The sequence below is a fragment of the Arthrobacter sp. MMS24-S77 genome (assembly GCF_054888235.1).
Map to the genome: position 1 here is coordinate 4,073,046 of NZ_JBTZRN010000001.1, position 22,827 is coordinate 4,095,872.

Below are 22,827 nucleotides of genomic sequence, written 5' to 3' on the forward strand. Positions count from 1 at the left end.
CTTCCAAAGTTGGTGGGGTCAGTGCGCGATGAAAACGTTCTTTACTTCGCTGAAGGAATCGAGGGCGTCGGGACCCAGCTCGCGGCCCAGGCCTGACTGCTTGAAGCCGCCGAACGGCGTCGAATACCGGACCGAAGAGTGGGAGTTCACCGAGAGGTTGCCGGCATCCACCCCGCGGGCCACGCGCAAGGCCCGGCCAATGTCTTGGGTCCAGATCGACCCGGAAAGGCCGTATTCGGTGTCATTGGCAATCCTTAGGGCGTCCGCCTCGTCGTTGAAGGGAACGACGACGACGACGGGTCCGAAGATCTCCTCACGCACCGCCGGATCGTCTAACGAATCGGGCGCCAGAACGGTGGGTGGGAACCAGAAACCGGGCCCTTCGGGCACCTCGCCTTGGAAGGCGATGGGTGCTCCCGAAGGCACGAAGCCCGCGACGGTTTCCCTTTGCCGGGCGGAAATCAAAGGCCCCATGACGGTACTTTCATCAGCCGGGTCGCCAACTTTGACAGCCCGAACAGCAGGCTCCAAGAGTTCAAGGAAGGCATCGTAGGCGGACTTTTCCACCAGGATCCGGGACCTTGCACAGCAGTCCTGGCCGGCGTTGTCGAACGCACCTCCGGGAGCTGCGGCGGCTGCGGCGGGAAGGTCGGCGTCGGCGAACACGATGTTGGCGCTTTTGCCACCCAACTCGAGCGTCACCCGCTTCACTTGATCAGCACAGCCGGCCATGATCTGCTTGCCAACCCCGGTAGACCCGGTAAAGACGACCTTTCGCACGGCGGGGTGGGTCACGAAGCGCGCCCCCACCACGGAGCCCTTCCCTGGGATGATGGTCAGCACGCCGTCGGGCAGTCCGGCCTCGCGCGCCAGCTCACCCAGCCGCATCGCCGTCAGCGGCGTAAGTTCCGCAGGCTTCAGTACCACTGTGTTTCCAGCCGCGAGCGCCGGAGCGAAGCCCCACGCCGCGATCGGCATCGGAAAGTTCCACGGCACAATAATGCCGACAACGCCCAATGGCTCGTGGAACGTCAGATCGAGGCCCCCGGCAACGGGGATCTGCCGCCCGAAATGCCGTTCCGGGGCCGCTGAGTAGTAGCTGATGACGTCGCGCGCATTGCCCGCTTCCCAGCGGGCGTTGCCAATCGTATGTCCCGCGTTGCGGACTTCGAGTTGCGCGAGGTTTTCCAGATCGGCGTCGACGGCGGCCGCGAACCGGCGCAAGAGCAGTGCCCGGTCCGACGGCGACACTTTCCGCCAGGACTCAAAGGCGGCTGCCGCGCGGGCAATCAGGGCGTCGGTCTCCGCGAGGGATGTAAGCTCAACGGTTTGAAGGAATTCTTCGGTGGCCGGATTGATGATGTCAAAAGTTGTGGCACTCACGCCCGACTCTTTTCTGTTGGTTTGAACTGCGTCGATGAGTCGAGGCGGTCAGCGTGGGGTTCGCCGTCCCGGTAGCTCCTGGCTGCTTCGATGAATCCTTCAAAGAGGCGCAGATCGGAGGGGTTTTGTTCCGGGTGAAATTGAACGCCAAGCGCCCAGCTTCCCTGGGTGGATTCGACAGCCTCGATGGTGCCGTCTGTTGCGTACGCCGTGACGCAAAGCCCGTCGGCCACCCGGTCCAGAATTTGGTGGTGATAGACAGGCGCCGATGCCCGTTCGCCGAGTAGCTCGGCGATGATGCTCCCCGGCCGAGTACCGAACTCAATCTCGCCATGGACCCCTGGCGCGGGCTGGTAATTCGATTCGGGCAGCACGTCCGGCACATGCTGGATCAGGTTTCCGCCCAGGGCCACGTTCAGGATTTGCGCACCGCGGCAGATCGCGAAAAGCGGAATGCCCTTCTCCAAAGCGGCCAGCGTCAGCGCGATGTCGTGCTCGTCCCGCTCGGGCTGGCTGCGAGTGCTGGGGTGAGGCTCGGCGTCGTAGTTTCCGGGGTCGACGTCGGCCCCTCCCACCACAATGAGGCCATCCACCAGGTCAAGTACGGAAGTATCGGTGCCGATAGGCGGTAGCAGGAGAGGTGTGCCGCCAGCCGCTACGACGGCTTCCAAATATGCACCTGGCAGAACTGCCGCTGTTGCGTCCCAAACCCCCCATTTCGCGTTTTGAAGGTAGGTGGTGAGGGCGATACGAGGCGGCCGGTTTGATTCCGCGACCGGGGTGGGCGTCTGGTTCTGTGTCATTGCCCTACAGCCTTTCGAAACCGCGGCGGAGCTCCCAGTCCGTGATGGCGGACTCAAAAGCTGCCAGTTCGACGTCGGCGTAGTTCACGTAGTGCCGCACCACTTCCTCACCAAAGACTTCCTTGGCGATCACCGAGTTGGCGAACAGTTCCCGGGCCTCCCGCAAAGTCGTCGGCACGGTGGGAGCGCCCGAAGTGTAAGCACTGCCAATGGTTGCCGGTTCGAGTTCGAGCTCATTTTCGATTCCGTAGAGCCCGCCGGCAAGCATGGCCGAGAGTGCCAAGTACGGGTTGACATCGCCACCCGGCAGCCGGTTTTCCAGCCGCGCGCTTTGACCATGCCCCACCAGGCGCACCGAGCAGGTGCGGTTATCGAGGCCCCAGGCTACCGCCGTCGGAGCGAACGATCCTTTGACGAACCGCTTGTAGGAGTTGATGTTAGGGGCGTAGAAAAGTGTGAATTCCCGCATCGTGGCAAGCACTCCAGCGATGAAGTGATCGTAGGTTTTGGTTCGGGCGCCGGTGGCCTTGTCCCAGAAGACCAGCTCGTCGTCGAGTCCACGAAGGGACAGGTGGATGTGGCAGGAATTGCCCTCGCGCTCGTTGGGCTTGGCCATGAAGGTAATGGATTGGCCCATGTCATGGGCGATGTCCTTGGCCGCGGTCTTGTAGACGGAATGGTTGTCCGCCGTTGTCACGACTTCATCGAACTTGAACGCGATCTCGTGCTGGCCCAAGTTGCATTCGCCTTTGGCGGATTCCACGGTCATGCCAGCCGCGTACATCTCGTTCCGGATCCGGCGAAGTAGTGGTTCCACCCGGCCGGATCCCAAGAGCGAGTAGTCCACGTTGTATTGATTGGCAGGAGTGAGGTGCTTGTAATCCAGGTCCCATGCCTGCTCGTAGGTGTCGTTGTAGACCACAAACTCGAGCTCGGTTCCGGCAAGCGCCTTCCATCCACGTTCGGCTGCTTTGGCTGCCTGTCGCTTGAGCATGGCGCGCGGTGAAACGGAGACCGGAGTGCCGTCGGTCATGGACAAATCGCACTGGATCAGCGCGCTCCCCTCGCGGTAGGGAAGGATGCGGATGGTGTCCAAATCCATGTCGAAGACCATGTCGCCATAGCCTTTGTCCCACGAGGAAATGTCATAGCCGTCTACGGTGTTCATTTCGGTGTCAACGGCGAGGAGGTAGTTGCAGCCTTCGGTGCCATGCTCCAGGACGGAATCCAGGAAGAATTGCGCGTGAAGGAGCTTGCCCTGCAGCCTGCCCTGCATGTCGGTGAAGCCGAGAATCACGGTGTCTATGAGGCCTTCGCCAATCTGCGCTTTGAGTTGCTCAACGGTGAGCATACGGTCATTGCGCGGGTGAACAGTGGTCCCCACAGTGTTCGAATTGTTGTTCATGGTGCTGCTCATTTCAGTAGTCCCTTGAGTAGTGCGGCAGTGGACTCGCAATGCAATTCCATGACGCTTCGGGCCGCTGCAGGCTCGCCGTCGAGGATGGCCTGCACTATCAATCGATGTTCTTGGTTTGAATGTTCGATGTTCCGTTGCAGAAAGGGGATTTCCGCCAGGAATTCGTGGATCTTTGTCTGGATGGTGGTGCTGGCCTTGTTGAGTTCGGACGACCCCGCAACGGCTGAAAAAGCCAGGTGAAGGCGGGCATCTGCCTGCCTGTATTCCACCGGTGAACCCGCGTTTTCGACTTCGGCCAACGAGTCAGTCAGAAGCCGGCGCTGATCCTCGCTGAGCCGCATCGAGGCCGCCCGCTGGCAGGCCCCCGGTTCAATCACCGAGCGGAAGATGAGGATGTCGTTCATCTCCTCCTGCCGGTCCTTGTTGCCAAGACGCTCCGGCGGGCGCGCGTTGCCCACAGGCTCGACGATGGTTCCACCGCCCCTCCCCCGGACGGTCGTGACGAAACCGGCTGCGCGCAACGCGCTGATCGCTTCCCGCAACGTCGCCCGGGAGACCTGCATGCGCTCGGCCAAATCACGCTCCGGAGGTAGCCGCTCGCCCGTTTTGAAGATGCCCAATTGAATGGCGGAACCCAAGTGCTCCACACACGATTCGAAGGCCATGTGTCCGCGCACGGGAAGCAAGACCGTCTCCAGAAGGGGGGATTCAATCGGTTCGGCGAACAACATGGTGGCCTTCCTTGTTAGGAGGCCACCGGCGGAGAACCGCCGGCGGCCCGCGAGTGTGCTAGTTGAGCAGCTTATCGGCGTCGATCGTCAGGTGATCCTGCTCGGCGCTTGTCATGAACGTCCTGCGCCCCGTGGTGTACCAAAGCACGGTGGCAAGGAGGAAGACCACCGCGACGGCGATTGGTGCGTAGTTGAAAGTGTCGATGGTGATGTCTGCGACCGGCGGAAGAACGAAGAGAATCACGATGATGGCGACCCACACGATCGCTATCCAGTTGATGATGGGACTCCATTTGCCCAGGTGCCACGGGCCAGGGGTGAAATTCTTGTTGAGCCTGCGGAGTAACACCGGGGTGATGTACGCGATGTAGAGGCCAATGACGGCGACGCTCGTCACGGCGAAATAGGCGGTGGTATTGAACAGGGCAGGCGAAGCGAGCACAATGGCGCAGCCAACGCAGAGCCAGATCGAATTTGTGGGGGTGCCGCTCCGGGCGTTGACCTTGGCCCAGATGCGGGACCCGGGCAGGGCATTGTCGCGGGAGAAAGCGTAGGTCATGCGCGAGTTGGCGGTCACTGACGCCATGCCGCAGAAGAACTGTGCGCCCACCACAATGGCGAGAAGGAACTTCGCTACACCGGGGTTGCCCAGCGCATCGAGGAAAATCTGCGCCGGCGGCAAGCCGGTTGACGTTGCAGCCAGGGCGGTGAGGCCGTCCTCGGACCCGTCGGGGATCGCGGCGACGAGCGAGTAGAGCAGTATCCAGCCGCCAATGATGGAGACCACGACGCTCATGACAATTCCCTTGGGGGCAGCGATGGCGGCGTTCTTGGTCTCCTCGGCAACGTGGGCCGAAGCATCGTAGCCGGTGTAGTTGTACTGCGACATGAGCAGGCCCATGAGGAAGACATACGGCCCGAAGGTAAAGCCGGTTTCGTTGTGCCACGCCGTCATTGTCCAGTCAAAGGACTGGTGGCTCGTTGGCATGATCCACAGCGCCGCCACGATAATTGCCACACCAACAATGTGCCACCAAGCAGAGACATTGGACAGGAAACTGACTATCTTCACGCCGAAGCTGTTAAGCAGGGCGTGGATGATCATCAGGACGACGAACAGTGCGAAGGTACCGCCCGCGGTGGGCTCGACGCCGAATGTCAGGGCAGCGAAAGCCATCATCGTTGTGGCGCAGCCGAAGTCGATTGCGGCTGTGACGGCCACCTCGCCGAGGAAATTGAACCAGCCGACGTACCAGGCCCAAGCCCGCTTGTTCCGCTTGGCGAGCCTGCCGGCCCAGAAATAGAGGCCACCGGCCGTGGGGTATCGCGAACAGACCTCGGCCATGGAAAGTGCCACGCACAGGACCAACACGCCAACCAGCGGCCAACCCAGGTTGATGGCGGCGGGGCCACCGGATTTGAGCGCAATGCTGAAAGAGGTGATGCAGCCAGCGAGAATCGAAATGATGGAAAACGAGACTGCGAAGTTGGAGAAGCCGGACATGCCGCGATGTAGCTCTTGCTTGTAGCCAAGCTCGGCGAGGGCCGCAGCATCTGCGTCTTGCACAGCCTGCACCTTCGCTGCCGTAGAACGATCACTCATGATTATTCTCTTTCTAAACGGAGGGGGGAACGGGCCGACACCGCTCGCATAGATAGTGACCCACTTCACATCATTCTGTCAATGGTCTGACTTCAGACCATAAACCGACGTCCTCGAAACGGTAGGCTGGAAGGCATGATTTCTGAGGACTCGAACACCGCCAGCGGCACGCCAAAGAACGGCGCGGCGCAGAATGGCTCCGCCCACGACGGCGGGCCCGAACGCCGCGGGATCACGGTCCGCCGGGCTCCCAAGTTCGTTCCGTTCATGGTGCTGGGCGGAGTTATCGGCATCATCGTTGCCGCGTTCGTGGCCTACGGAATCCCTGGCGACGCGAGTTTCGACACCGGGGCGGTCTTCGGGTTCTTCCTTGTGGCCTTTGCCGCCGGTGGCGTGCTGTTGGGTTCCATCGCTGCGCTCGTCCTGGATAAAGTCAGCGTGCGGCGTTCCCAGCGCGCCGTCGTCGAGTCCGTTCCGGACTCAACCGAGGACGACGCCGGAGCATAGGATCCCGGTCACAAAGACGCGTGAGGGAAAATACCACGCCAACATCATGCGACAATTGACCAGTGGCACGTGGCGACGGAAAACTTTCTCATGATCTTCTCCCCGACGAAAAAGGACCTCAGGACGCTTGTGGCGTCTTCGGGGTCTGGGCGCCGGGCGAAGAAGTAGCAAAACTCACCTATTACGGGCTGTATGCGCTGCAGCACCGCGGACAAGAATCGGCTGGTATTGCTACCAGTGACGGCAAGCGCATCAATGTCTACAAGGACATGGGCCTCGTGTCCCAGGTCTTCGACGAGACAACGTTGAACACCCTCACCGGGCACCTCGCCGTCGGCCACTGCCGCTACTCCACCACCGGAGCGAGCCACTGGGCCAACGCACAGCCCACCCTCGGCGCAACTGCCACCGGAACCGTGGCCCTCGCCCACAACGGCAACCTGACCAACACTGCCGAACTCAGGGAAATGATCCTCGAGCTCAACGGCGGCCAGTTGACCGGCGAAATGAAGCAGGGCAACACCTCGGACACCGCCTTGGTCACCGCCCTCCTCGAAGGCGAAGAAGGCAAGACCCTCGAACAGACCGCCCTTGAGCTCCTGCCCAAGATCCGCGGCGGCTTCTGTTTCGTCTTCATGGACGAGGGCACGCTCTACGCAGCCCGCGACACCTACGGCATCCGCCCCCTGTGCTTGGGGCGCCTCGAGCGCGGTTGGGTTGTCGCCTCCGAGCAGTCCGCCCTGGCCACGGTCGGCGCGAGCTTTATCCGCGAGATCGAGCCCGGCGAGTTCATCGCCATCGACGAGAACGGCGTCCGTTCCCAGCGCTTCGCGGAAGCGACGCCGGCCGGTTGCGTTTTCGAGTACGTCTACCTTGCGCGCCCCGACGCTTCGATTGCCGGACGCTCCGTATACGAGTCCCGCGTGGAGATGGGCCGCCAGCTGGCCCGCGAAAACACCCAGGTAGCGGACATCGTCATCCCTGTCCCGGAATCCGGCACCCCCGCCGCAGTGGGCTACGCCGAGGAATCCGGCATCCCGTTCGCCCATGGCTTCGTCAAGAATTCCTACGTGGGCCGTACGTTTATCCAGCCCTCACAGACCTTGCGCCAGCTTGGCATCCGGCTCAAACTCAACGCCCTCGAATCCGTGATCCGCGGCAAACGCGTGGTGGTAGTGGATGACTCGATCGTCCGCGGCAACACCCAGCGCGCCATCGTCCGGATGCTCCGCGAGGCCGGCGCCGCGGCCGTCCACATCAAGATCTCCTCCCCACCGGTCCAGTGGCCCTGCTTCTACGGTATCGATTTCGCCTCCCGCGCGGAACTGATCGCCAACGGTGCCACCATCGAGGAAATTTCCCACGCCATTGGCGCCGATTCCCTCGCCTACATTTCCGAAGACGGCATGATCGGCGCTACCCAGCAGCCCCGCGAACGCCTCTGTACCGCGTGCTTCACAGGCCAGTACCCCATCGAACTTCCGGGCTCGGACAAACTGGGCAAGAACCTGCTGGAGCGTACCGACCTCGGCGGGCTGCCGACGTCGGGCATTTCTGACGGAGCCGACAACGCAGACTTGGACGACCCGGCCAACAAGCCCGGCGCCACGGGCTGCGATCCCGGACCCGACGCCGAGTTTGAGAACCTGCTGACCGACGCCGATAAGAAAGAGTCTGTATGACCTCCGCATCCTCCGCCGCTGAGAACACCACCGGCATCACCTACGCGTCCGCCGGCGTCGACGTCGAAGCGGGAGACCGCGCCGTCGAACTCATGAAGGACGCCGTCAAGGCGACCCACAACAGCTCGGTGCTCGGCGGCGTCGGCGGTTTCGCCGGCCTGTACGACGTCTCCAAGCTGCTCACCTACAAGAGGCCCCTGCTGGCCACGTCCACTGACGGCGTCGGTACCAAGGTGGCTATCGCCCAGGCCATGGACATCCACGACACCATCGGCTTCGACCTGGTCGGCATGGTAGTGGACGACATCGTGGTGGTGGGTGCCGAGCCGCTCTTCATGACCGACTACATCGCTTGTGGCAAGGTTGTCCCCGAGCGCATCGCGGACATCGTTCGCGGCATTGCCGCCGCCTGTTCCGTTGCCGGCACCGCACTGGTGGGCGGCGAAACCGCCGAGCACCCGGGCCTGCTGGGCGAGCACGAGTACGACGTCGCCGGTGCAGCTACCGGTGTTGTCGAAGCCGACGCTCTGCTCGGCCCGGACCGCGTCCGCGCGGGCGACGTCGTGATCGGCATGGCGTCCTCCGGCCTGCACTCCAACGGCTACTCCTTGGTCCGCCGCGTTATCAACCACGCTGGTTGGGCCCTGGACCGCCAGGTTTCCGAACTCGGCCGCACCTTGGGTGAAGAGCTCCTGGAACCGACCCGCGTCTACGCCGCCGACTGCCTGGACCTCGCCCGCGCCTTCCCGGTTTCCGGCCTCGGCACCGCAGCCGGCGCAGTGCACGGCTTCAGCCACGTCACCGGTGGCGGCTTGGCAGCCAACCTGGCCCGCGTCCTGCCGCAGGGCCTGGTTGCCACGGTTGACCGCGCCACCTGGGAATTGCCGGCCATCTTCAAGCTGGTGTCCGAGCTCGGCAACGTGCCGCTGGCCGATCTCGAGCGCACGCTCAACCTGGGCGTCGGCATGGTGGCCATCGTGTCGCCGGAGATCGCCGACGCCGCTGTTGCCCGCCTCAACGAGCGCGGCCTGCCGTCGTGGGTCATGGGTACTGTGGCCGCGGATTCCGCATCCGTGGACAAGAGCGGCCCGGACTACATCCAGGGTGCCAAGGGCGTCGACGGCGGCGCCGTCCGCCTGGTCAACGCCTACGCCTAAGGGTTCTTAACGCAAACGAGTGCCCACCCACCGGCCGTTCTGGCCGCTGGGTGGGCACTCGTTTGTTAACGCCTAGTTGCTTTCGCCAGCCATCACACTGAAAGCCGCTCCGGCGGGATCGCCGAGAACTGCCATGCGGCCGATACCGGGCACGTCGAAGGCAGGAGCGAAGACCTGTGCTCCGAGTTCCACGGCCTTCGCCACGGATTCGTTGACGTCGGCCACATTGAAGTAGGTCATCCAGAACGGCGGCATGCCCTCCATGGGCTGCTTCATGGCTCCGGCCACGGACTTTCCATCTACGACGAGCTGCGTGTACTCCTGCAAATCGCCGGCCGCGGCCGTCTCACTGGAGCATCCAGTCACGGCCTCATAGAACGCAACGGCCTTGGCGACGTCGTTCGTCTGCAGTTCGCTCCACACCACAGTGCCAGGCTCGTTGACCAACCCGGCGCCGTGGTGGTTTCCGGCTTCCCAGAAACCAACCTGCGCGCCGGTGGGATCGGCGGCGAAGAACATGCGGCCGCTCCCATTGGGGACGCTGTCCGGCGGGAACAAGATGTTGCCGCCGGCCGCCGTCGCGCGTTCAGCTGCCTCGTCAACCGAATCGACGGCGAGGTAGTTGGCCCAGTAGGACGGCACACCGGCGGCGGCCATGTCCGGCATCTGCTGCATCATGCCCGCGACGTAGCGGTCCTGCAGCTTGGCCATGTAGTACGTGCCGCCGTTGCCGGCATCCATCGCGTCCAATTCCCAGCCGAACAGATCACTGTAAAAGGCCTTGGAAGCCTCAATGTCCGACGACGACAGGTCCACCCAACACGGAGTTCCCTGCTTGTAGCTATCAACCTGCGGCATTGCTATCCCTTCGTTGAGTAGCCGGCATACGCCAGCGGATACCACGTTCAAAGTAGTACGGGGGTCCGACACTGACAACAGCCAGTGTCGAACCCGCTTAGGCGTGAACTGCGCGGCCCGTGAATGCGACCAAACGCTCCAGGCTGGACGCCGTCTCGGTGACTTCCCGCGCCGGGGCGAAGCCGCCGCTGGCGCGGACCTGCTCGCTGATGGTGGTCTGGGCGAGGACCTCAACGTAGTCTGTGAGCTCATCCGCAACCGACAAGTCGAGGCCCAGGGCCTTGGAGAAGTCCCAAGCGTGGACCAGGAATTCAAGGTTGAGGATGGAGGCCACAATCGTGGCCGGCAGTTCGGCGAAGCCCATGTCGATGGTGCCCTCGAGCCCGCGGCGGTAGAACGCTTCCAGCGTCGGCTGGGCGAGGTCGGCGATGCGCACTTCAGGCGACTTCCCGGCGTCGTCCGCTGCTTCGGCCCCCAAAGCCTTGGCGATGTTGGCAATTGAGCCTGCAAGGTGGTCAAGCAGCTGCGACACGTTGAAGTCGGCGCACGGAGTCTGGGTCTGCGCGTCGGCTTCGGTGACGTGCGCCAGCACACGCTGCACGATGGCAAGCGTGGCGTCCGCAGAGGTGAGCTCGTTGAGATCGGCCGGGGCAGCTGCCCATTCGTCGGCACCGGCGTCCCCCGTGGATGCCTCAGCAAGGAGACGGTCGAGGTAGTGGTTCCAGCCCTCGGCGTGCGCGGCGACGGCTTCCGGCGTCGGAAGCCCCTCGTGCACGAAGCGCACCGTGGTCCCGCCGTCGGCCGGCTCAAGTGTGATGGCCACGGTTGAGACGTTGTCCGCCGGGGCCCCTGGCTGCTCCCACGCCCAGGTGAAGACAACACGCTTGCCCGGTTCGACTTCGGTGAAGGTTCCGGCTGCGTGGTGTCCCGGAGTAACGGTCCAGCGGTACTCGCCGCCCACCTTCAGGTCGATGCGTGCGGCGACGGTCTGCCAGCGGCGGAGCCGTGCAGGCTGCGTGATGAGTTCGAAGGCCTGGTCGACGTTGAGCGGAAGAAGAACGGTTTTGTCGTAAATCATGGTGAATCCTCTGTGGTGGGAAGGCGGTCGGTGGTGAAGTTACGTGCGTCAGCAACGAGCATGTCCAGCTCTCTTGTCCAGAACTGCTCAAAAAGCATCCGGAGTTCCCTCATGCCAGCGTGGTCCAAACGATAAAAGCGGTTGCGTCCCTCCTTGCGGGCAGCAACGAGGCCTACCTGCTCCAGCAACAGCAGGTGCTGCGAGATGGCGGATCTGCTCACCGTGAATTCGGCGGCCAGTTCCGTCACGGTGCGCTCGCCCGCCGCAAGCATGTGGAGCAGACGCCGCCTGTTCGGCTCCGCGGCAACTTCCAGTGGGTCGAGCATGATTAATACGTTAGCTGTCACTAACGCATTCTGTCAACAACTTCCGAGAGCTCGCTATCAATGCTTACAGGACGGCGGACAAGAACGCCCTGGTCCGCTCATGCCGGGGGTTGCCAATGACCGCTTCCGCAGGACCCTCCTCGATGATCCGGCCGCCATGCATGAATACGACGCGGTCCGCAACGTCGCGGGCGAAGCCCATCTCGTGCGTCACGACGATCATGGTCATTCCCGTCCGGGCCAGATCCTTCATCACCTTGAGAACCTCGCCCACCAGTTCAGGATCCAGCGCCGAGGTCGGCTCGTCGAAGAGCATCAGTTTCGGCTGCATGCACAGCGCCCTGGCGATCGCCACACGCTGCTGCTGCCCGCCCGAGAGGTGCCGCGGATAGGCATCCGCCTTCTCCGACAGACCCACCTTCTCCAACAAATCCAATGCCCGACGGCGGACATCGGCCTTGCGCTGTTTGAGCACCCTGAGCGGGGCTTCCATGAGGTTTTCGAGCACCGTCATGTGCGGGAACAGGTTGAAGTGCTGGAAGACCATCCCGATATCGGTGCGGTCGGCGCAGATTTCGTTGTGGGACTGTTCGTGGAGCTTGTCACCCTCGATCCTGTAGCCCACGGCCCTATCCCCTACCCACAGCAGGCCGCCGTCGATCTTCTCCAAGTGGTTCACACACCGCAGAAAGGTGCTTTTTCCGGAGCCCGACGCTCCGATCAGGCACACCACTTCGCCGCTTTGGACGTGGAGGTCAATGCCCTTGAGGACTTCGTTCTCGCCGAAACTCTTGCGTACGCCGTCCGCACGCACCAGCGGAAGGGTCTCCGGTGCCGCCGCCGGCCTTTCGGTCGTGTCGATGGTCATGACTGCGCGCCCTTTCCTGAGCCTTGTTTTCCTGAACCCTGTTTTCCTGAGCCCTGCACGGAGTGAACCCTGAAGAATTTCCGCAACCGCCCGGCCGCGGTCAGCGGGACGGAACGGGAGGTGCCCCGCGCGAAATGCCGTTCCAGGTAGCCCTGGCCCACGGAAAATACGGTGGTGACGATGATGTACCAGATACTGGCCACCAAGAGCAGTGGAACCACCTGCAGATTCTTCGAGTAGATGATCTGGGAGGAGTACAGGAGTTCGGGGACGGCCAGCACGCTGACCAGCGACGTCATCTTCAGCATGCCTATGAACTCGTTGCCCGTGGGCGGGATGATGACCCGCATGGCCTGGGGCAGGATCACCCTGGTGAGGGTCTGGATGCGGGACATGCCGAGGGCGCCGGCCGCCTCGCCTTGGCCTTGGTCGATGGACTGGATGCCTGCCCTGACGATCTCCGACATGTATGCGGCCTCGTTGAGGCCCAGGCCAAGGATCGCCGCGGCGAGGGGTGTGATGATCTGGTTGGCGTCGAGGCTGACGCCCGGGATACCGAACGTGATTTCCGGGTACAAGGCCGACAGGTTGAACCAGAACAACAGCTGGACCAGGACGGGGGTGCCTCGGAAAATCGTCACGTAGGCGCTGGCCGAGGCCTTGACCACGGGGTTTGCCGAAAGCTGCATGACCGCAAGGACCACTCCCAGCCCAACCCCGGCAGCCATGCAGACCACCGTCAGGAACAGGGTGATCCCGATGCCGTTGACGATGGCGACATCGCGGAAATACAGTGCCACTTTGTCCCAGCCGAAACGGGGATTGCTCACCGCGGAAACAAGCAGCAAGATCACGACAGCTGCTACCGCAGTCCCGGCAACCCATCGCAAGGGGTGCCTTGCTGCCACCACAGTGAACTGTCCGCGGTCGGTACCGGTCTTGGAGACGCTCATGACGCTGCTCATTTCGCACCACTCGCGTCCACGGCATCAGCACTGATGGTCACCGAGTCCGGGATGCCGTACTTCGCGTTGATCGCCTTGTAGGTGTCGCCCGCGATCAGCGCCCTGACGGCCGCGACGATCGGCTTGGTCAGTGCTGAACCTTTGGGCATGGCGATGCCCACCGGGGTCGGTTCAAAGTCTTGGTCGCTGGCAAGTTCAAAAGCGCCGCCGGAAAGCTTGCTTGCGTAGCTCATGCCGATCAGACCTGACAGCACGCTGTCCACGCGCCCGGAGATGAGGGCCAGATTGGCTTCGTTCTGTGAGGGAAACAGCTGGATGTCGATTGGCGCCTTGCCGGCATCGACGCACTGCTTGGAGAACGCCGGAAGGGTCTCGATACCCTGCGTGGTCCCTTTTTCGCCGCCCACCTTGGTGCCGCACAGCTTCATCGCGTCGAGCACCAATTTCTTTGGGTTTCCCGCCTTGACCGCGAGGCCGGAGCCGCTGCTTTGATAGGAGGCGAAATCTGCATTCATTTTGCGCTCGGCTGTAACGTTGAAGCCCGAGATGCCGACGTCATATTTGTTCGAACTCACGCCCGGGAGGATGGTGTCGAAAGTCGCGGGAACCATTTTGACCTCGAGCCCCAGCGTCTCGCCAACAGCTTTGGCAAAGTCTGCGTCCCAGCCAACAACGGTCTTGCTGTCGGCCGCGTAAAACTCGTACGGCGCGAAGGTGGGGTCCGTGCCAACAACCAGAGTGCCTTTGGCCTTGACGGCCGCGGGCAGGAGGTTGGCGGCGGCATGGTTGAACGGCGCCTTGGGAATAGGAGCGTCCTTGCCCGGGATGGAACTAGCCGCGGCTTCCTTGCCGGCGTCCAGTGACGCAGTGGTGCAGCCGCTGAGCCCCACGGCGGCGGCCAGCAGGAGGATGCCTACGGGGATGTACTTAGGACGGTTCATGATTGCCTTTCTGATAGCTTGTTCCGTGGTCAACGGCGATGTTGACTACGGTGGATCCGACATTGACGAGGGTGGGGTGCCGAACGATTGCGACCACCCCATCAATGGGCGCAAAGAAGTCTTTTGAGGGCCTGTCGAGTTCTTCCACTGAGTGAACCCGGGCCACGAGGTCTCCGGCTCTGACCTTCTGGCCAAGCTCGACCACCGGCTCGAGGAGGCCTGCCATCGTGGAATGGACCGGCGATTGAGCGGTGAGTTCGATCCACTGGATCTGGTTCCTGCTGGCCGAGGCCGGGCCGGCGCTGGCGGCGGCCTTGAGCACTCCCCAGTGGCCAAGCAGTGAGCGAAGTCCCTTCCGGGCCCTGCTGAGGATCGGCAGGGATACGGTTCCCCTGCCCCCGAGCTCGGTCGAGATCATCGGAACGCCAGCCCGATCGGCAGCGCCGCTGATGGAACCTGCCTTCAGCATCGGCTTCACCACCACGGAGTACGGGGCATTGAACGCTGTGACGGCGGCCGCCTTCTCGGCCCAAAGCTCCGGCGTCGGTCCCTGGTAGACGAACGCGGACGGAACGTACTCGGAGGCGATGCCCCCTGAGTGGATGTCCATGACGAAGTCCGCCATGGGGATGAGTTCTCCGGCCACGATCGAGGCGATCTGCAGGGCTGGTCCGCCGTCGGCGCGGCCCGGGAGGGCCCGGTTCAAATTGACACGGTCCACGCTGGAAACGCGGCCGCCTTCGCGGACAGCAGCGATATTGAGGGCGGGGAGGATGATCACCCTCCCCGTGACGTCATCCGGGTTGAGGGAGCGGATGAGTTCCTGAAGCAGAATCTGGCCTTCATATTCATCACCATGCGTACCGGCGATCAAGAGGACCGTGGGGCCGTCTCCGCCGCTCAGCACAGCGATCGGCGAGGGGATCACGGCAGCATCGTTCTCGTTGTCCGAGTGCTCAATCTCCAGGTAGCCCAACTGCTTGCCGACAGCCGCGAAATCGATGCCGGGTATGCGTGGAAGGTACAGGCTCATAGGGCAACTTTCGTCAGGGTTGGTAGAATTGGATTCACTGTATACAGTGAATCCTGTGATGTAAAGCACGTAGGATTGAACGAGTTTTGATACCGGTGAGGGGATGAGGCGAATGGCCGCGCAAGCAGCCAAGAGGATGCGGCCGCTGAGCGAGCACGTCTACGACAGGATCAGCGACGAGATCGTCAACGGAGTGGTCGAGCCCGGCGCTCCCTTGGTCCAGGAACAGTTGGCCGAAGAATACGGCGTTTCAAGGACCCCCGTCCGGGACGCCCTGAACCGCTTGGTCCACGAAGGGCTCGCCACATTGGTCCCCGGCGCCGGGTACTTTGCGACCACGCTGACGCGCTCAGCCGTCGAGGAAGTCTACGAGGTCCGCAAGGCCCTTGAAATCATCGCCATCAGGCAGTGTGGGGCCAAATACACCAACCTTCAGCTCGCGAGGCTGGAGCTCCTCATCGCGGAAGGTGCGGCCAGTGCCGATCCGGAAGAGCTGTTTACTGCGACGCGGGCGTTTCACCTGGGCTTGGCGGCACCTGCGCCCAACGGATTCCTGCTAAAAACGCTCGAATCCGTTTGGGACAACCCAGTTCAGCGGCTCATCAGCCGCTCGTATCCCCTGGACGACGCCAAGCTTGAGCGCGTGGCAGACGCCCACCGGAAGATCCTGGCCGCGGCCCGCGCCAACGACCTCGAAGCGCTGATCCCCTTGTTGGATCTGTGCCACGAGAAGGACTGACCGGGACTCACATCCCGGTACGCTCCTGACCCGGATTACGAAAAAGGCCCGTGGGGCACGCCAATCATGGCGGGCCCCACGGGCTCAATCGTTTTGCGTGGCATCCGGGGATGCCAAATGACCTCGTGTACGACGGCGGTACGCAACTCGATGCCGAAAGGCACCTGATGGCTGCGACAGCTATCCGATACGGCGGGTGTCTACCTCGTCGTCATCGTCTTCCAAGTCCTGTGCGTACTTGTCCTCATAAGCTGAGTAGTCCGGCTCCGGCGGATCATCCGCGAATCGACTCGTCGCACGACTTGATGGACCCGTTAGCTCGCGCTGAAGGGCCGAATAGTCAGTGTTCGGGGAGTAGTACTTGATGTCCCGAGCCTGCTTGGTAGCTTTTGCCTTTTGACGGCCGCGCCCCATGGCGTGACCCCCTTTTGTACTTGGACCGGAGGTGGTCACCTTGGCGATCGGTGAGGCCCCGGAATGTTTGGTCAATTTGTCGTATGTCTAGATTACATGCTTTCTGGAGCAACTGCTTGCCACGACGTTCACGAAAGCAGCGTCACAGTCCCACCGGCGGCATCAACATTCATCGGCATGAAAAACTTGGGTAGAGTCGCCCTAATATCGGGCCACACGCATGAGAGGCGCAAAATCAGACATGGGCCAGGACAACACCTTCCCGGGCAACAACGGTACAGGCGACGATGAGTCGCCGGTAGACCCTGAGTCCCCGCTGCGGTCCACCCTGGACGCCATGACGCGGCAACGGGTCATCATTGGCGCCATCGTGCTGGGCGTGTTGGTCCTCATCGGCGTAGGGATCTGGGTCCTCGTTGGAGCCTTGGCCAATCGTCCGGTGGCCGGTGTCACTCCCGAACCCGCCACGTCCACTAGCCGCGGGGCCCTTCCCGCGGACGTGGAGGCCAAGGACTATCAATTGGGCGATTGCTTCGCCGACTTCGACTCCAACGCAAGCAAGGCGAGGGTCGTGGAATGCAATACCGACCATTCCGCCCAGCTGGGCGCCATTTTCCGTTACAAGGCCGAGGACTCTTTTCCGGGCACCACCGCGCTGCGGGACAAGGGCCGCGAAATCTGCCGCACGATGATGCTCAACGAAGCATCCAGCAAGTACGTGCTGCTCCAACAAAACGTCTACCCGAGCTCCACCAGCTGGGACAAAGGCGACCGCCGAGTGGACTGCTTCATCGTGGTGGACTCGGGCAACACCCTCAAGGAATCCGTACTTCAGAAGTAGCCCGGCCACCTGCTCCTGCTAGTCCTTCCGCCTCACCGTCAGGCCGCTACCTGCCGGAGCTCCGCCGTCGGGACCTGACAAAGCTTCGAGCCCTTCGATGGTGAGCTCGTCGACGTCGGCCGCGGTGTCCACCAGCACGGTGTCACCGTCCACGATCTCTCCGGCCAGGATCTCCTTCGCCAGGCGGTCGCCGATCTCGCGTTGAACCAGCCTGCGCAACGGACGCGCGCCGTAGGCGGGATCGTAACCGGACATCGCGAGCCAGGCGCGGGCACCGTCGGTGACCTCGAGGGTAAGCCGACGGCCGTGGAGCCGCTTGGTCAGTTCGTCCACCTGCAACTCGACGATCCTGGCGAGTTCGTCCACGCTGAGGGCATCAAACAGGACAATCTCATCGAGCCGGTTGAGGAACTCCGGCTTGAAGGACGCGTTGACCACGGCCAGAACCGCATTTCGCTTCGACGCGGCGTCCAAGGTTGGATCCACGAGGAACTGGCTGCCGTGGTTTGAGGTCAGCACCAGGATGGTGTTCCGGAAGTCCACCGTGCGGCCTTGGCCGTCGGTGAGGCGGCCGTCGTCGAGCACTTGGAGGAGGATGTCGAACACCTCCGGATGGGCCTTCTCCACCTCGTCGAGCAGGATCACGGAATACGGGCGACGGCGGACGGCTTCCGTGAGCTGACCGCCCTCCTCGTAACCCACGTATCCGGGAGGAGCACCGACCAGGCGGGCCACGGAGTGCTTCTCCCCGTACTCGGACATGTCGATCCGCACCATGGCGCGTTCGTCGTCGAACAGGAAGTCGGCCAGCGCTTTGGCGAGTTCGGTCTTGCCGACGCCGGTGGGACCAAGGAACAGGAACGAACCCGTGGGGCGGTTGGGGTCGCTGATGCCCGCGCGGGCGCGGCGGACGGCGTCGGAAACGGCTGCCACGGCCGTTGATTGGCCGATCAGCCGCTTGCCGATCTCCTCCTCCATGTGCAGCAGCTTCTGGGATTCGCCTTGCAGCATGCGGCCTGCGGGAATGCCGGTCCAGGCGGAAATGACCTCGGCAATATCGTCCGCCGTGACTTCGTCGGCGACCATCAACGCAGGCTTTGCTTCGCCCCGCGCTTCCCGCGCGGATTCCTCCTCGGCTGCCGCACTGAGCTCACGTTCCAACGCGGGCAGCTCGCCGTACAGAATGCGCGATGCCGCTTCAAGGTCGCCCTCGCGTTGGTACTTTTCGGCGGCGGAACGCAATTCATCGATTCTTGCCTTGAGGTCACCAACCCGATTGAGCCCGGCCTTCTCGGATTCCCAGCGGGCATTCAAGGCCGCCAGGGTTTCTTTCTTGTCCGCCTTGTCCGCGCGGAGGGCTGCGAGGCGTTCCACCGAGGCGGCGTCCGTCTCGCGGGCGAGGGCCAGCTCTTCCATGGTGAGCCGGTCCACGGCCCGGCGAAGCTGGTCGATTTCCTCAGGAGCCGAGTCGATTTCCATGCGCAGCCGGGACGCGGCCTCGTCCACGAGGTCGATCGCCTTGTCCGGCAACTGACGTCCCGAGATGTACCGGTTCGAGAGCGTCGCGGCGGCTACCAGGGCGGAGTCCGCGATTGCCACCTTGTGGTGGGCCTCGTAGCGTTCCTTGAGGCCACGGAGGATCCCGATGGTGTCCTCCACGCTGGGCTCACCAACGTAGACCTGCTGGAAGCGGCGTTCCAGCGCCGGATCCTTCTCGACGTTCTCGCGGTACTCGTCCAGCGTGGTGGCACCGATGAGCCGCAGCTCGCCACGGGCCAACATGGGCTTGAGCATATTCCCGGCGTCCATGGCACTTTCACCCGTGGCACCGGCACCCACAACGGTGTGGATTTCGTCGATAAACGTGACGATCTGACCGTTGGAGTTCTTGATCTCCTCCAACACTGCCTTGAGGCGTTCCTCGAATTCGCCGCGGTACTTGGCCCCGGCAACCATCGAAGCGAGGTCCAGTGCGATCAGGGTCTTGCCCCGCAGGCTTTCCGGGACGTCCCCCGCCACCATGCGCTGGGCGAGGCCTTCCACCACGGCCGTCTTACCAACGCCGGGCTCACCGATCAGGACGGGGTTGTTCTTGGTGCGGCGGCTGAGGACCTGGACGACCCGCCGGATTTCGCTGTCCCGCCCGATCACGGGGTCCAGCTTGCCGGAGCGCGCCACGGCAGTGAGGTCGGTGCCGTATTTCTCGAGCGCCTGGAATGTGTTTTCAGGGTCCGCGGAGGTGACCTTCCGATCGCCGCGGACACCCGGCAGGGCGGCGAGGAGCGCTTCATGGGAGGCACCCGCGTCGCGCAATAGTTTCCCTACAGCGTCGCTTCCTGCGGAGAGTCCCAAAAGGAGGTGTTCGGTGGAGACAAACGAATCACCGAGTTTCTCGGCCTCGTGCTGGGCGGCCTGGATGGCTTGCATGGAGGGGCGGGAGAGCTGCGCTTGCTGCACGGAACTGCCCGACGACGACGGCAGGGCCTTGATCGCCGAACTCGCCTGCACGCTCACGGCATCCGGGTCTGCTCCGGTGGCGCGCAAAAGCGCGACGGCGACGCCCTCTCGCTGATCCATGAGCGCCTTGAGCAGGTGGGCCGGCTCCAATTGCGGATTTCCGGCGGTGGAGGCGTTCATGGCCGCCGCGGAAAGAGCCTCCTGGCTCTTGGTGGTGAATTTGACGTCCATGGAAGAGCTCCTTTCGGGAGTAGACTGTATCTCAAAGTTGAGTCTACTATGCTCAACTTTGACAAACCTGCCCTCCCGCTCCATGTTTGCCGACGGCGAAACTACTGTCCATAGCCACCACCGCTTATGTGGAAAAGCCCCTCGCCGTTTCCGACTCCTGCCCCTAGGATCGGTTCTGACTGGGCGGATCACCCACCCGGCAAGCTGAGAAAAAAGGACGCGCAATGAAGAAGTTCGTTGTTCTCTACAATGCACCGCAATCGGCCGAATCGGCCATGGCTGAAAGCACTCCCGAGGCAGCGGCGGAAGGCATGAAGCTGTGGACGGACTGGGCCACGCGGGCTGGTGACGGGATTGTTGATCTCGGTACACCTCTCGGCGCAGGCAAGATCGTTGGGAATTCCGGAGTGTCCGATGCCGAGACCGGTGTAGGCGGCTACAGCGTCCTGCAAGCGGAGGACATGGACGGAGCCCTGAAGCTCCTCGAAGGCCACCCGCATTTCCTCATGGCACCGGAAGCCTCCATCCACGTCTACGAGCAACTCGACATCCCTGGCATGTAACGCCCGCGAAAACGTGGCTCCGGGCCGTGTGCTGCGTTCCGGAACGTGGCACGGACCGGAACCACGCTCGCGACAATCGCCGTACGATATGCACATGGCGACCTCTACAGTCACGCGCAACGCGCTTATCCCAGCTTCTGCCTCTGAGATCTTTCCCCTCGTCAACAACTTCCACGAATGGCCCAAATGGTCCCCGTGGGAGAAGATCGACCCCAATTTGGCCCGCACCTATTCGGGCAAGGAGTCCGGGGTCGGAGCAAAGTATGCCTGGCGCGGCAACGCCCGGGCCGGCAGCGGCAATATGGAAATCGTTGGCTCCGAGGAGCCCGGCAAGATCAACATCCGTTTGGAATTCACCAAGCCGATGAAGGGCGTCAGCCCCACCGAGTTCACGTTTACGCCGGAAGGCGAAGGCACCCGGGTCACGTGGACCATGACCAGCGAAACGAAGGGGATCGGCAAGATCTTCGCGCTGTTCTTCAACCTGGACAAGATGGTGGGCGGCGACTTCGAAAAGGGCCTGACTTCGCTCTCCGCGGCAGCCACCCAGAAGAACTCGTAGTCCGTCCGGGCGCAGGCCATGGCCGTCTACGTTGATCCACCGCTGTGGCCCGCGCACGGGACAGTGTTTTCCCATCTGGTCTCGGACACATCACTCGACGAATTGCACGCTTTTGCCAAGGCCGCGGGAATCCCCGAGCGGGCCTTCGACGGCGACCACTACGACGTCCCGGAGCGCCGCTACCAGGATCTCCTGTCCGCCGGAGCCATCCCCGTGGAGGCCCGTATCCTGGTGCGCAAGCTGATCGCGAGCGGCTTGCGGATCCCGGCCCGCGCGCGGAGCAAGGCCCTCACGGTACCCCTCTTGGAGCGTTGGAATTCGACGCTGCCGGGACATGAGGAGCTAGGCTTCGAACTCCTGGAGCGCTGGGGTGAGGAGCACCGGAAGTATCACAGCCGTACGCATTTGCTGGCGGTCCTCGAGGCCTTGGACCTCCTCACGGACCCGGCACTTCCGGCGCGCTCGGTAACCCTTGCCGCTTGGTTCCACGACGCTGTCTATGAAGGAATCGCCGGACAGGACGAGGAAGAATCGGCCAGGTTGGCCGAGGACCGTCTCGCCATTGCGGGCCTTCCCGAGTCCGTGATCGATGAGGTCGCCCGGCTCGTCAGGCTGACCTCCACGCACAACCCCGCACCGGACGACCATGCCGGCGCCCTCCTGTGCGACGCCGATCTCTCCATCCTCGGCGCGGAACCTGCCGCTTACGCCCGCTACCTGACGGCTGTCCGCGAGGACTACGCCCACGTCAGCGATGCCGATTTTGCCGTCGGCCGGGCCTCGGTGGTCCGCCAATTGCTCGCCTTGGATCCGCTTTTCCACAGCGAGCGCGCGAAAGGTCTTTGGTTGGATGCCGCCAGACGGAACCTGGAGGCCGAACTGTCATGACCGTGGCGGCGATGGTGCACCGGCAGCTTCCGTTCGCGGTGAGGTTTGAGTGGGGGCTCGACGGCGCCCGTGCCATAGCGTCCGGAGCCGACCTTGCCGTAGTGGTTGACGTTCTGTCCTTCACCACGTGCGTGAGCGTCGCCGTCGACCGCGGCGCCATGGTGTTCCCTTACCCGTGGATGGACGCGGGTGCTGAGGACTTCGCAGCCCACCATGGCGCGCAGCTGGCGGGTCCGAGGGGAGGCGGCGGACTGAGCCTCTCGCCGTCGAGCCTTCGCGATGCGCGGACGTTGAACCGCGTCGTCCTGCCTTCGCCCAACGGTTCCGCCCTTGCCCACGACCTCGCCCAGGAAATGCCGCTCATCGCAGCAGTGTCACTGCGCAACGCGGCCGCCACCGCGGATTGGGTGGCGTCGGAACTGTCCCCTGACTCGGTGGTCGCGGTGATCGCGGCCGGTGAGCGATGGCCCAACGGTTTGCTCCGGCCCGCTGTGGAGGATCAGATCGGGGCCGGCGCCTTCATTGCAGGCCTCGCAGCCGCGGGCCGGGGCGGCTTCACCCCGGAAGATGGCAGGGAAGGTTTCTCGCCGGAAGCTGAGGCCGCAATGGCAGTATTCAACGCTGCCGAACCGCGGCTCCGTGACGCCCTGCAAGGGTGTTCAAGCGGCCGCGAGCTGATCGGAGCAGGGTACGCCGACGACGTCGAGATCGCCGCCGAACTTGACGCCGGATTCGCTGTGGCCCTGTTGAGGGATGGTGCGTTCGGGCGGCCTTGAGTGC

The 22,827-nt window shown here is 63.1% G+C and carries 23 protein-coding genes; 9 read left to right on the top strand and 14 right to left on the bottom strand.

The window, feature by feature from the left end; all coding sequences use genetic code 11:
* Positions 1-18: 18 nt before the first annotated feature.
* Genes ACX5I4_RS18735 through ACX5I4_RS18755 form a run of 5 tightly spaced genes read right to left on the bottom strand, consistent with a single transcriptional unit; the run spans position 19 to position 5,937 of the window.
* Positions 19-1,383: an aldehyde dehydrogenase family protein gene (locus ACX5I4_RS18735; RefSeq protein WP_461837981.1), complete on the bottom strand. Its 1,365-nt coding sequence runs from the start codon at positions 1,381-1,383 to the stop codon at positions 19-21.
* Complete coding sequence (locus ACX5I4_RS18740; protein ID WP_461837982.1) at positions 1,380-2,186, bottom strand: gamma-glutamyl-gamma-aminobutyrate hydrolase family protein; 807 nt, start codon at positions 2,184-2,186, stop codon at positions 1,380-1,382. Before ACX5I4_RS18740 ends, ACX5I4_RS18735 begins: the two co-directional genes overlap by 4 nt.
* Before the next feature lie 4 nt (positions 2,187-2,190).
* The gene (locus tag ACX5I4_RS18745) at positions 2,191-3,603 is read right to left on the bottom strand and encodes a glutamine synthetase family protein (RefSeq protein ID WP_461837983.1); all 1,413 of its coding nucleotides are present in this window, start codon (positions 3,601-3,603) and stop codon (positions 2,191-2,193) included.
* The gene (locus tag ACX5I4_RS18750) at positions 3,600-4,334 is read right to left on the bottom strand and encodes a FadR/GntR family transcriptional regulator (protein WP_461837984.1); all 735 of its coding nucleotides are present in this window, start codon (positions 4,332-4,334) and stop codon (positions 3,600-3,602) included. The genes ACX5I4_RS18745 and ACX5I4_RS18750 overlap by 4 nt, the downstream gene beginning before the upstream one ends.
* Before the next feature lie 58 nt (positions 4,335-4,392).
* Positions 4,393-5,937, bottom strand: a complete 1,545-nt coding sequence (locus tag ACX5I4_RS18755) for an amino acid permease (protein ID WP_461837985.1) — start codon at positions 5,935-5,937, stop codon at positions 4,393-4,395.
* Between the two features lie 135 nt (positions 5,938-6,072).
* Here ACX5I4_RS18755 and ACX5I4_RS18760 point away from each other — a divergent pair, with 135 nt between their 5' ends.
* From ACX5I4_RS18760 to purM, 3 genes are all read left to right on the top strand, one after another.
* Positions 6,073-6,444 carry a hypothetical protein gene (locus ACX5I4_RS18760; RefSeq protein WP_461837986.1) on the top strand — a complete coding sequence of 124 codons (372 nt, stop codon included), beginning with the start codon at positions 6,073-6,075 and terminating at the stop codon, positions 6,442-6,444.
* A 62-nt stretch (positions 6,445-6,506) separates the two neighbouring features.
* Positions 6,507-8,126 (top strand): amidophosphoribosyltransferase, encoded by a 1,620-nt coding sequence (purF, locus tag ACX5I4_RS18765; RefSeq protein WP_461837987.1) that lies wholly within the window; start codon positions 6,507-6,509, stop codon positions 8,124-8,126.
* Positions 8,123-9,283: a phosphoribosylformylglycinamidine cyclo-ligase gene (gene purM / locus ACX5I4_RS18770; protein ID WP_461837988.1), complete on the top strand. Its 1,161-nt coding sequence runs from the start codon at positions 8,123-8,125 to the stop codon at positions 9,281-9,283. Before purF ends, purM begins: the two co-directional genes overlap by 4 nt.
* A 72-nt stretch (positions 9,284-9,355) precedes the next feature.
* On the opposite strand, the gene ACX5I4_RS18775 is transcribed toward purM, so the two are convergent.
* From ACX5I4_RS18775 to ACX5I4_RS18805, 7 genes are all read right to left on the bottom strand, one after another.
* Entirely contained in the window at positions 9,356-10,141 is a 786-nt protein-coding gene (locus ACX5I4_RS18775; protein WP_461837989.1) for a VOC family protein, read from the bottom strand.
* A gap of 97 nt (positions 10,142-10,238) precedes the next feature.
* Positions 10,239-11,219: a TIGR03086 family metal-binding protein gene (locus ACX5I4_RS18780; protein ID WP_461837990.1), complete on the bottom strand. Its 981-nt coding sequence runs from the start codon at positions 11,217-11,219 to the stop codon at positions 10,239-10,241.
* Complete coding sequence (locus ACX5I4_RS18785; RefSeq protein ID WP_461837991.1) at positions 11,216-11,545, bottom strand: ArsR/SmtB family transcription factor; 330 nt, start codon at positions 11,543-11,545, stop codon at positions 11,216-11,218. Before ACX5I4_RS18785 ends, ACX5I4_RS18780 begins: the two co-directional genes overlap by 4 nt.
* A gap of 64 nt (positions 11,546-11,609) precedes the next feature.
* Entirely contained in the window at positions 11,610-12,413 is an 804-nt protein-coding gene (locus ACX5I4_RS18790) for an amino acid ABC transporter ATP-binding protein (protein WP_461837992.1), read from the bottom strand.
* Entirely contained in the window at positions 12,410-13,378 is a 969-nt protein-coding gene (locus ACX5I4_RS18795) for an amino acid ABC transporter permease (RefSeq protein ID WP_461837993.1), read from the bottom strand. The genes ACX5I4_RS18790 and ACX5I4_RS18795 overlap by 4 nt, the downstream gene beginning before the upstream one ends.
* A complete protein-coding gene (locus ACX5I4_RS18800) occupies positions 13,375-14,319 on the bottom strand; it encodes an ABC transporter substrate-binding protein (protein WP_461837994.1) in 945 nt (314 codons plus the stop codon). The genes ACX5I4_RS18795 and ACX5I4_RS18800 overlap by 4 nt, the downstream gene beginning before the upstream one ends.
* On the bottom strand, positions 14,306-15,352 hold the full coding sequence (locus ACX5I4_RS18805) for a succinylglutamate desuccinylase (RefSeq protein WP_461837995.1): 1,047 nt from the start codon (positions 15,350-15,352) through the stop codon (positions 14,306-14,308). Before ACX5I4_RS18805 ends, ACX5I4_RS18800 begins: the two co-directional genes overlap by 14 nt.
* 112 nt (positions 15,353-15,464) lie before the next feature.
* On the opposite strand from ACX5I4_RS18805, the gene ACX5I4_RS18810 reads away from it, so the two are divergent.
* The gene (locus tag ACX5I4_RS18810) at positions 15,465-16,091 is read left to right on the top strand and encodes a GntR family transcriptional regulator (RefSeq protein WP_461837996.1); all 627 of its coding nucleotides are present in this window, start codon (positions 15,465-15,467) and stop codon (positions 16,089-16,091) included.
* A 180-nt stretch (positions 16,092-16,271) separates the two neighbouring features.
* Here the strand turns inward: ACX5I4_RS18810 and ACX5I4_RS18815 are convergent, their stop codons facing one another.
* Positions 16,272-16,505 (bottom strand): DUF3073 domain-containing protein, encoded by a 234-nt coding sequence (locus tag ACX5I4_RS18815; RefSeq protein ID WP_028265518.1) that lies wholly within the window; start codon positions 16,503-16,505, stop codon positions 16,272-16,274.
* A 220-nt stretch (positions 16,506-16,725) separates the two neighbouring features.
* Between ACX5I4_RS18815 and ACX5I4_RS18820 the strand changes: the two genes are divergently transcribed.
* On the top strand, positions 16,726-17,346 hold the full coding sequence (locus tag ACX5I4_RS18820) for a septum formation family protein (RefSeq protein ID WP_461837997.1): 621 nt from the start codon (positions 16,726-16,728) through the stop codon (positions 17,344-17,346).
* Positions 17,347-17,364: 18 nt separating this feature from the next.
* On the opposite strand, the gene clpB is transcribed toward ACX5I4_RS18820, so the two are convergent.
* Positions 17,365-20,034 carry an ATP-dependent chaperone ClpB gene (gene clpB, locus ACX5I4_RS18825; protein ID WP_461837998.1) on the bottom strand — a complete coding sequence of 890 codons (2,670 nt, stop codon included), beginning with the start codon at positions 20,032-20,034 and terminating at the stop codon, positions 17,365-17,367.
* 224 nt (positions 20,035-20,258) lie between these two features.
* Between clpB and ACX5I4_RS18830 the strand changes: the two genes are divergently transcribed.
* The 4 genes from ACX5I4_RS18830 (at position 20,259) to ACX5I4_RS18845 (ending at position 22,823) form a co-directional block, all read left to right on the top strand.
* Positions 20,259-20,597, top strand: a complete 339-nt coding sequence (locus tag ACX5I4_RS18830) for a YciI family protein (RefSeq protein WP_461837999.1) — start codon at positions 20,259-20,261, stop codon at positions 20,595-20,597.
* A 94-nt stretch (positions 20,598-20,691) separates the two neighbouring features.
* Complete coding sequence (locus tag ACX5I4_RS18835) at positions 20,692-21,159, top strand: SRPBCC family protein (RefSeq protein ID WP_461838000.1); 468 nt, start codon at positions 20,692-20,694, stop codon at positions 21,157-21,159.
* An 18-nt stretch (positions 21,160-21,177) separates the two neighbouring features.
* Positions 21,178-22,047, top strand: coding sequence for a DUF4031 domain-containing protein (locus ACX5I4_RS18840; protein ID WP_461838001.1), 870 nt, complete (start codon positions 21,178-21,180; stop codon positions 22,045-22,047).
* A complete protein-coding gene (locus ACX5I4_RS18845) occupies positions 22,044-22,823 on the top strand; it encodes a 2-phosphosulfolactate phosphatase (RefSeq protein ID WP_461838002.1) in 780 nt (259 codons plus the stop codon). Before ACX5I4_RS18840 ends, ACX5I4_RS18845 begins: the two co-directional genes overlap by 4 nt.
* Positions 22,824-22,827: the final 4 nt, after the last annotated feature.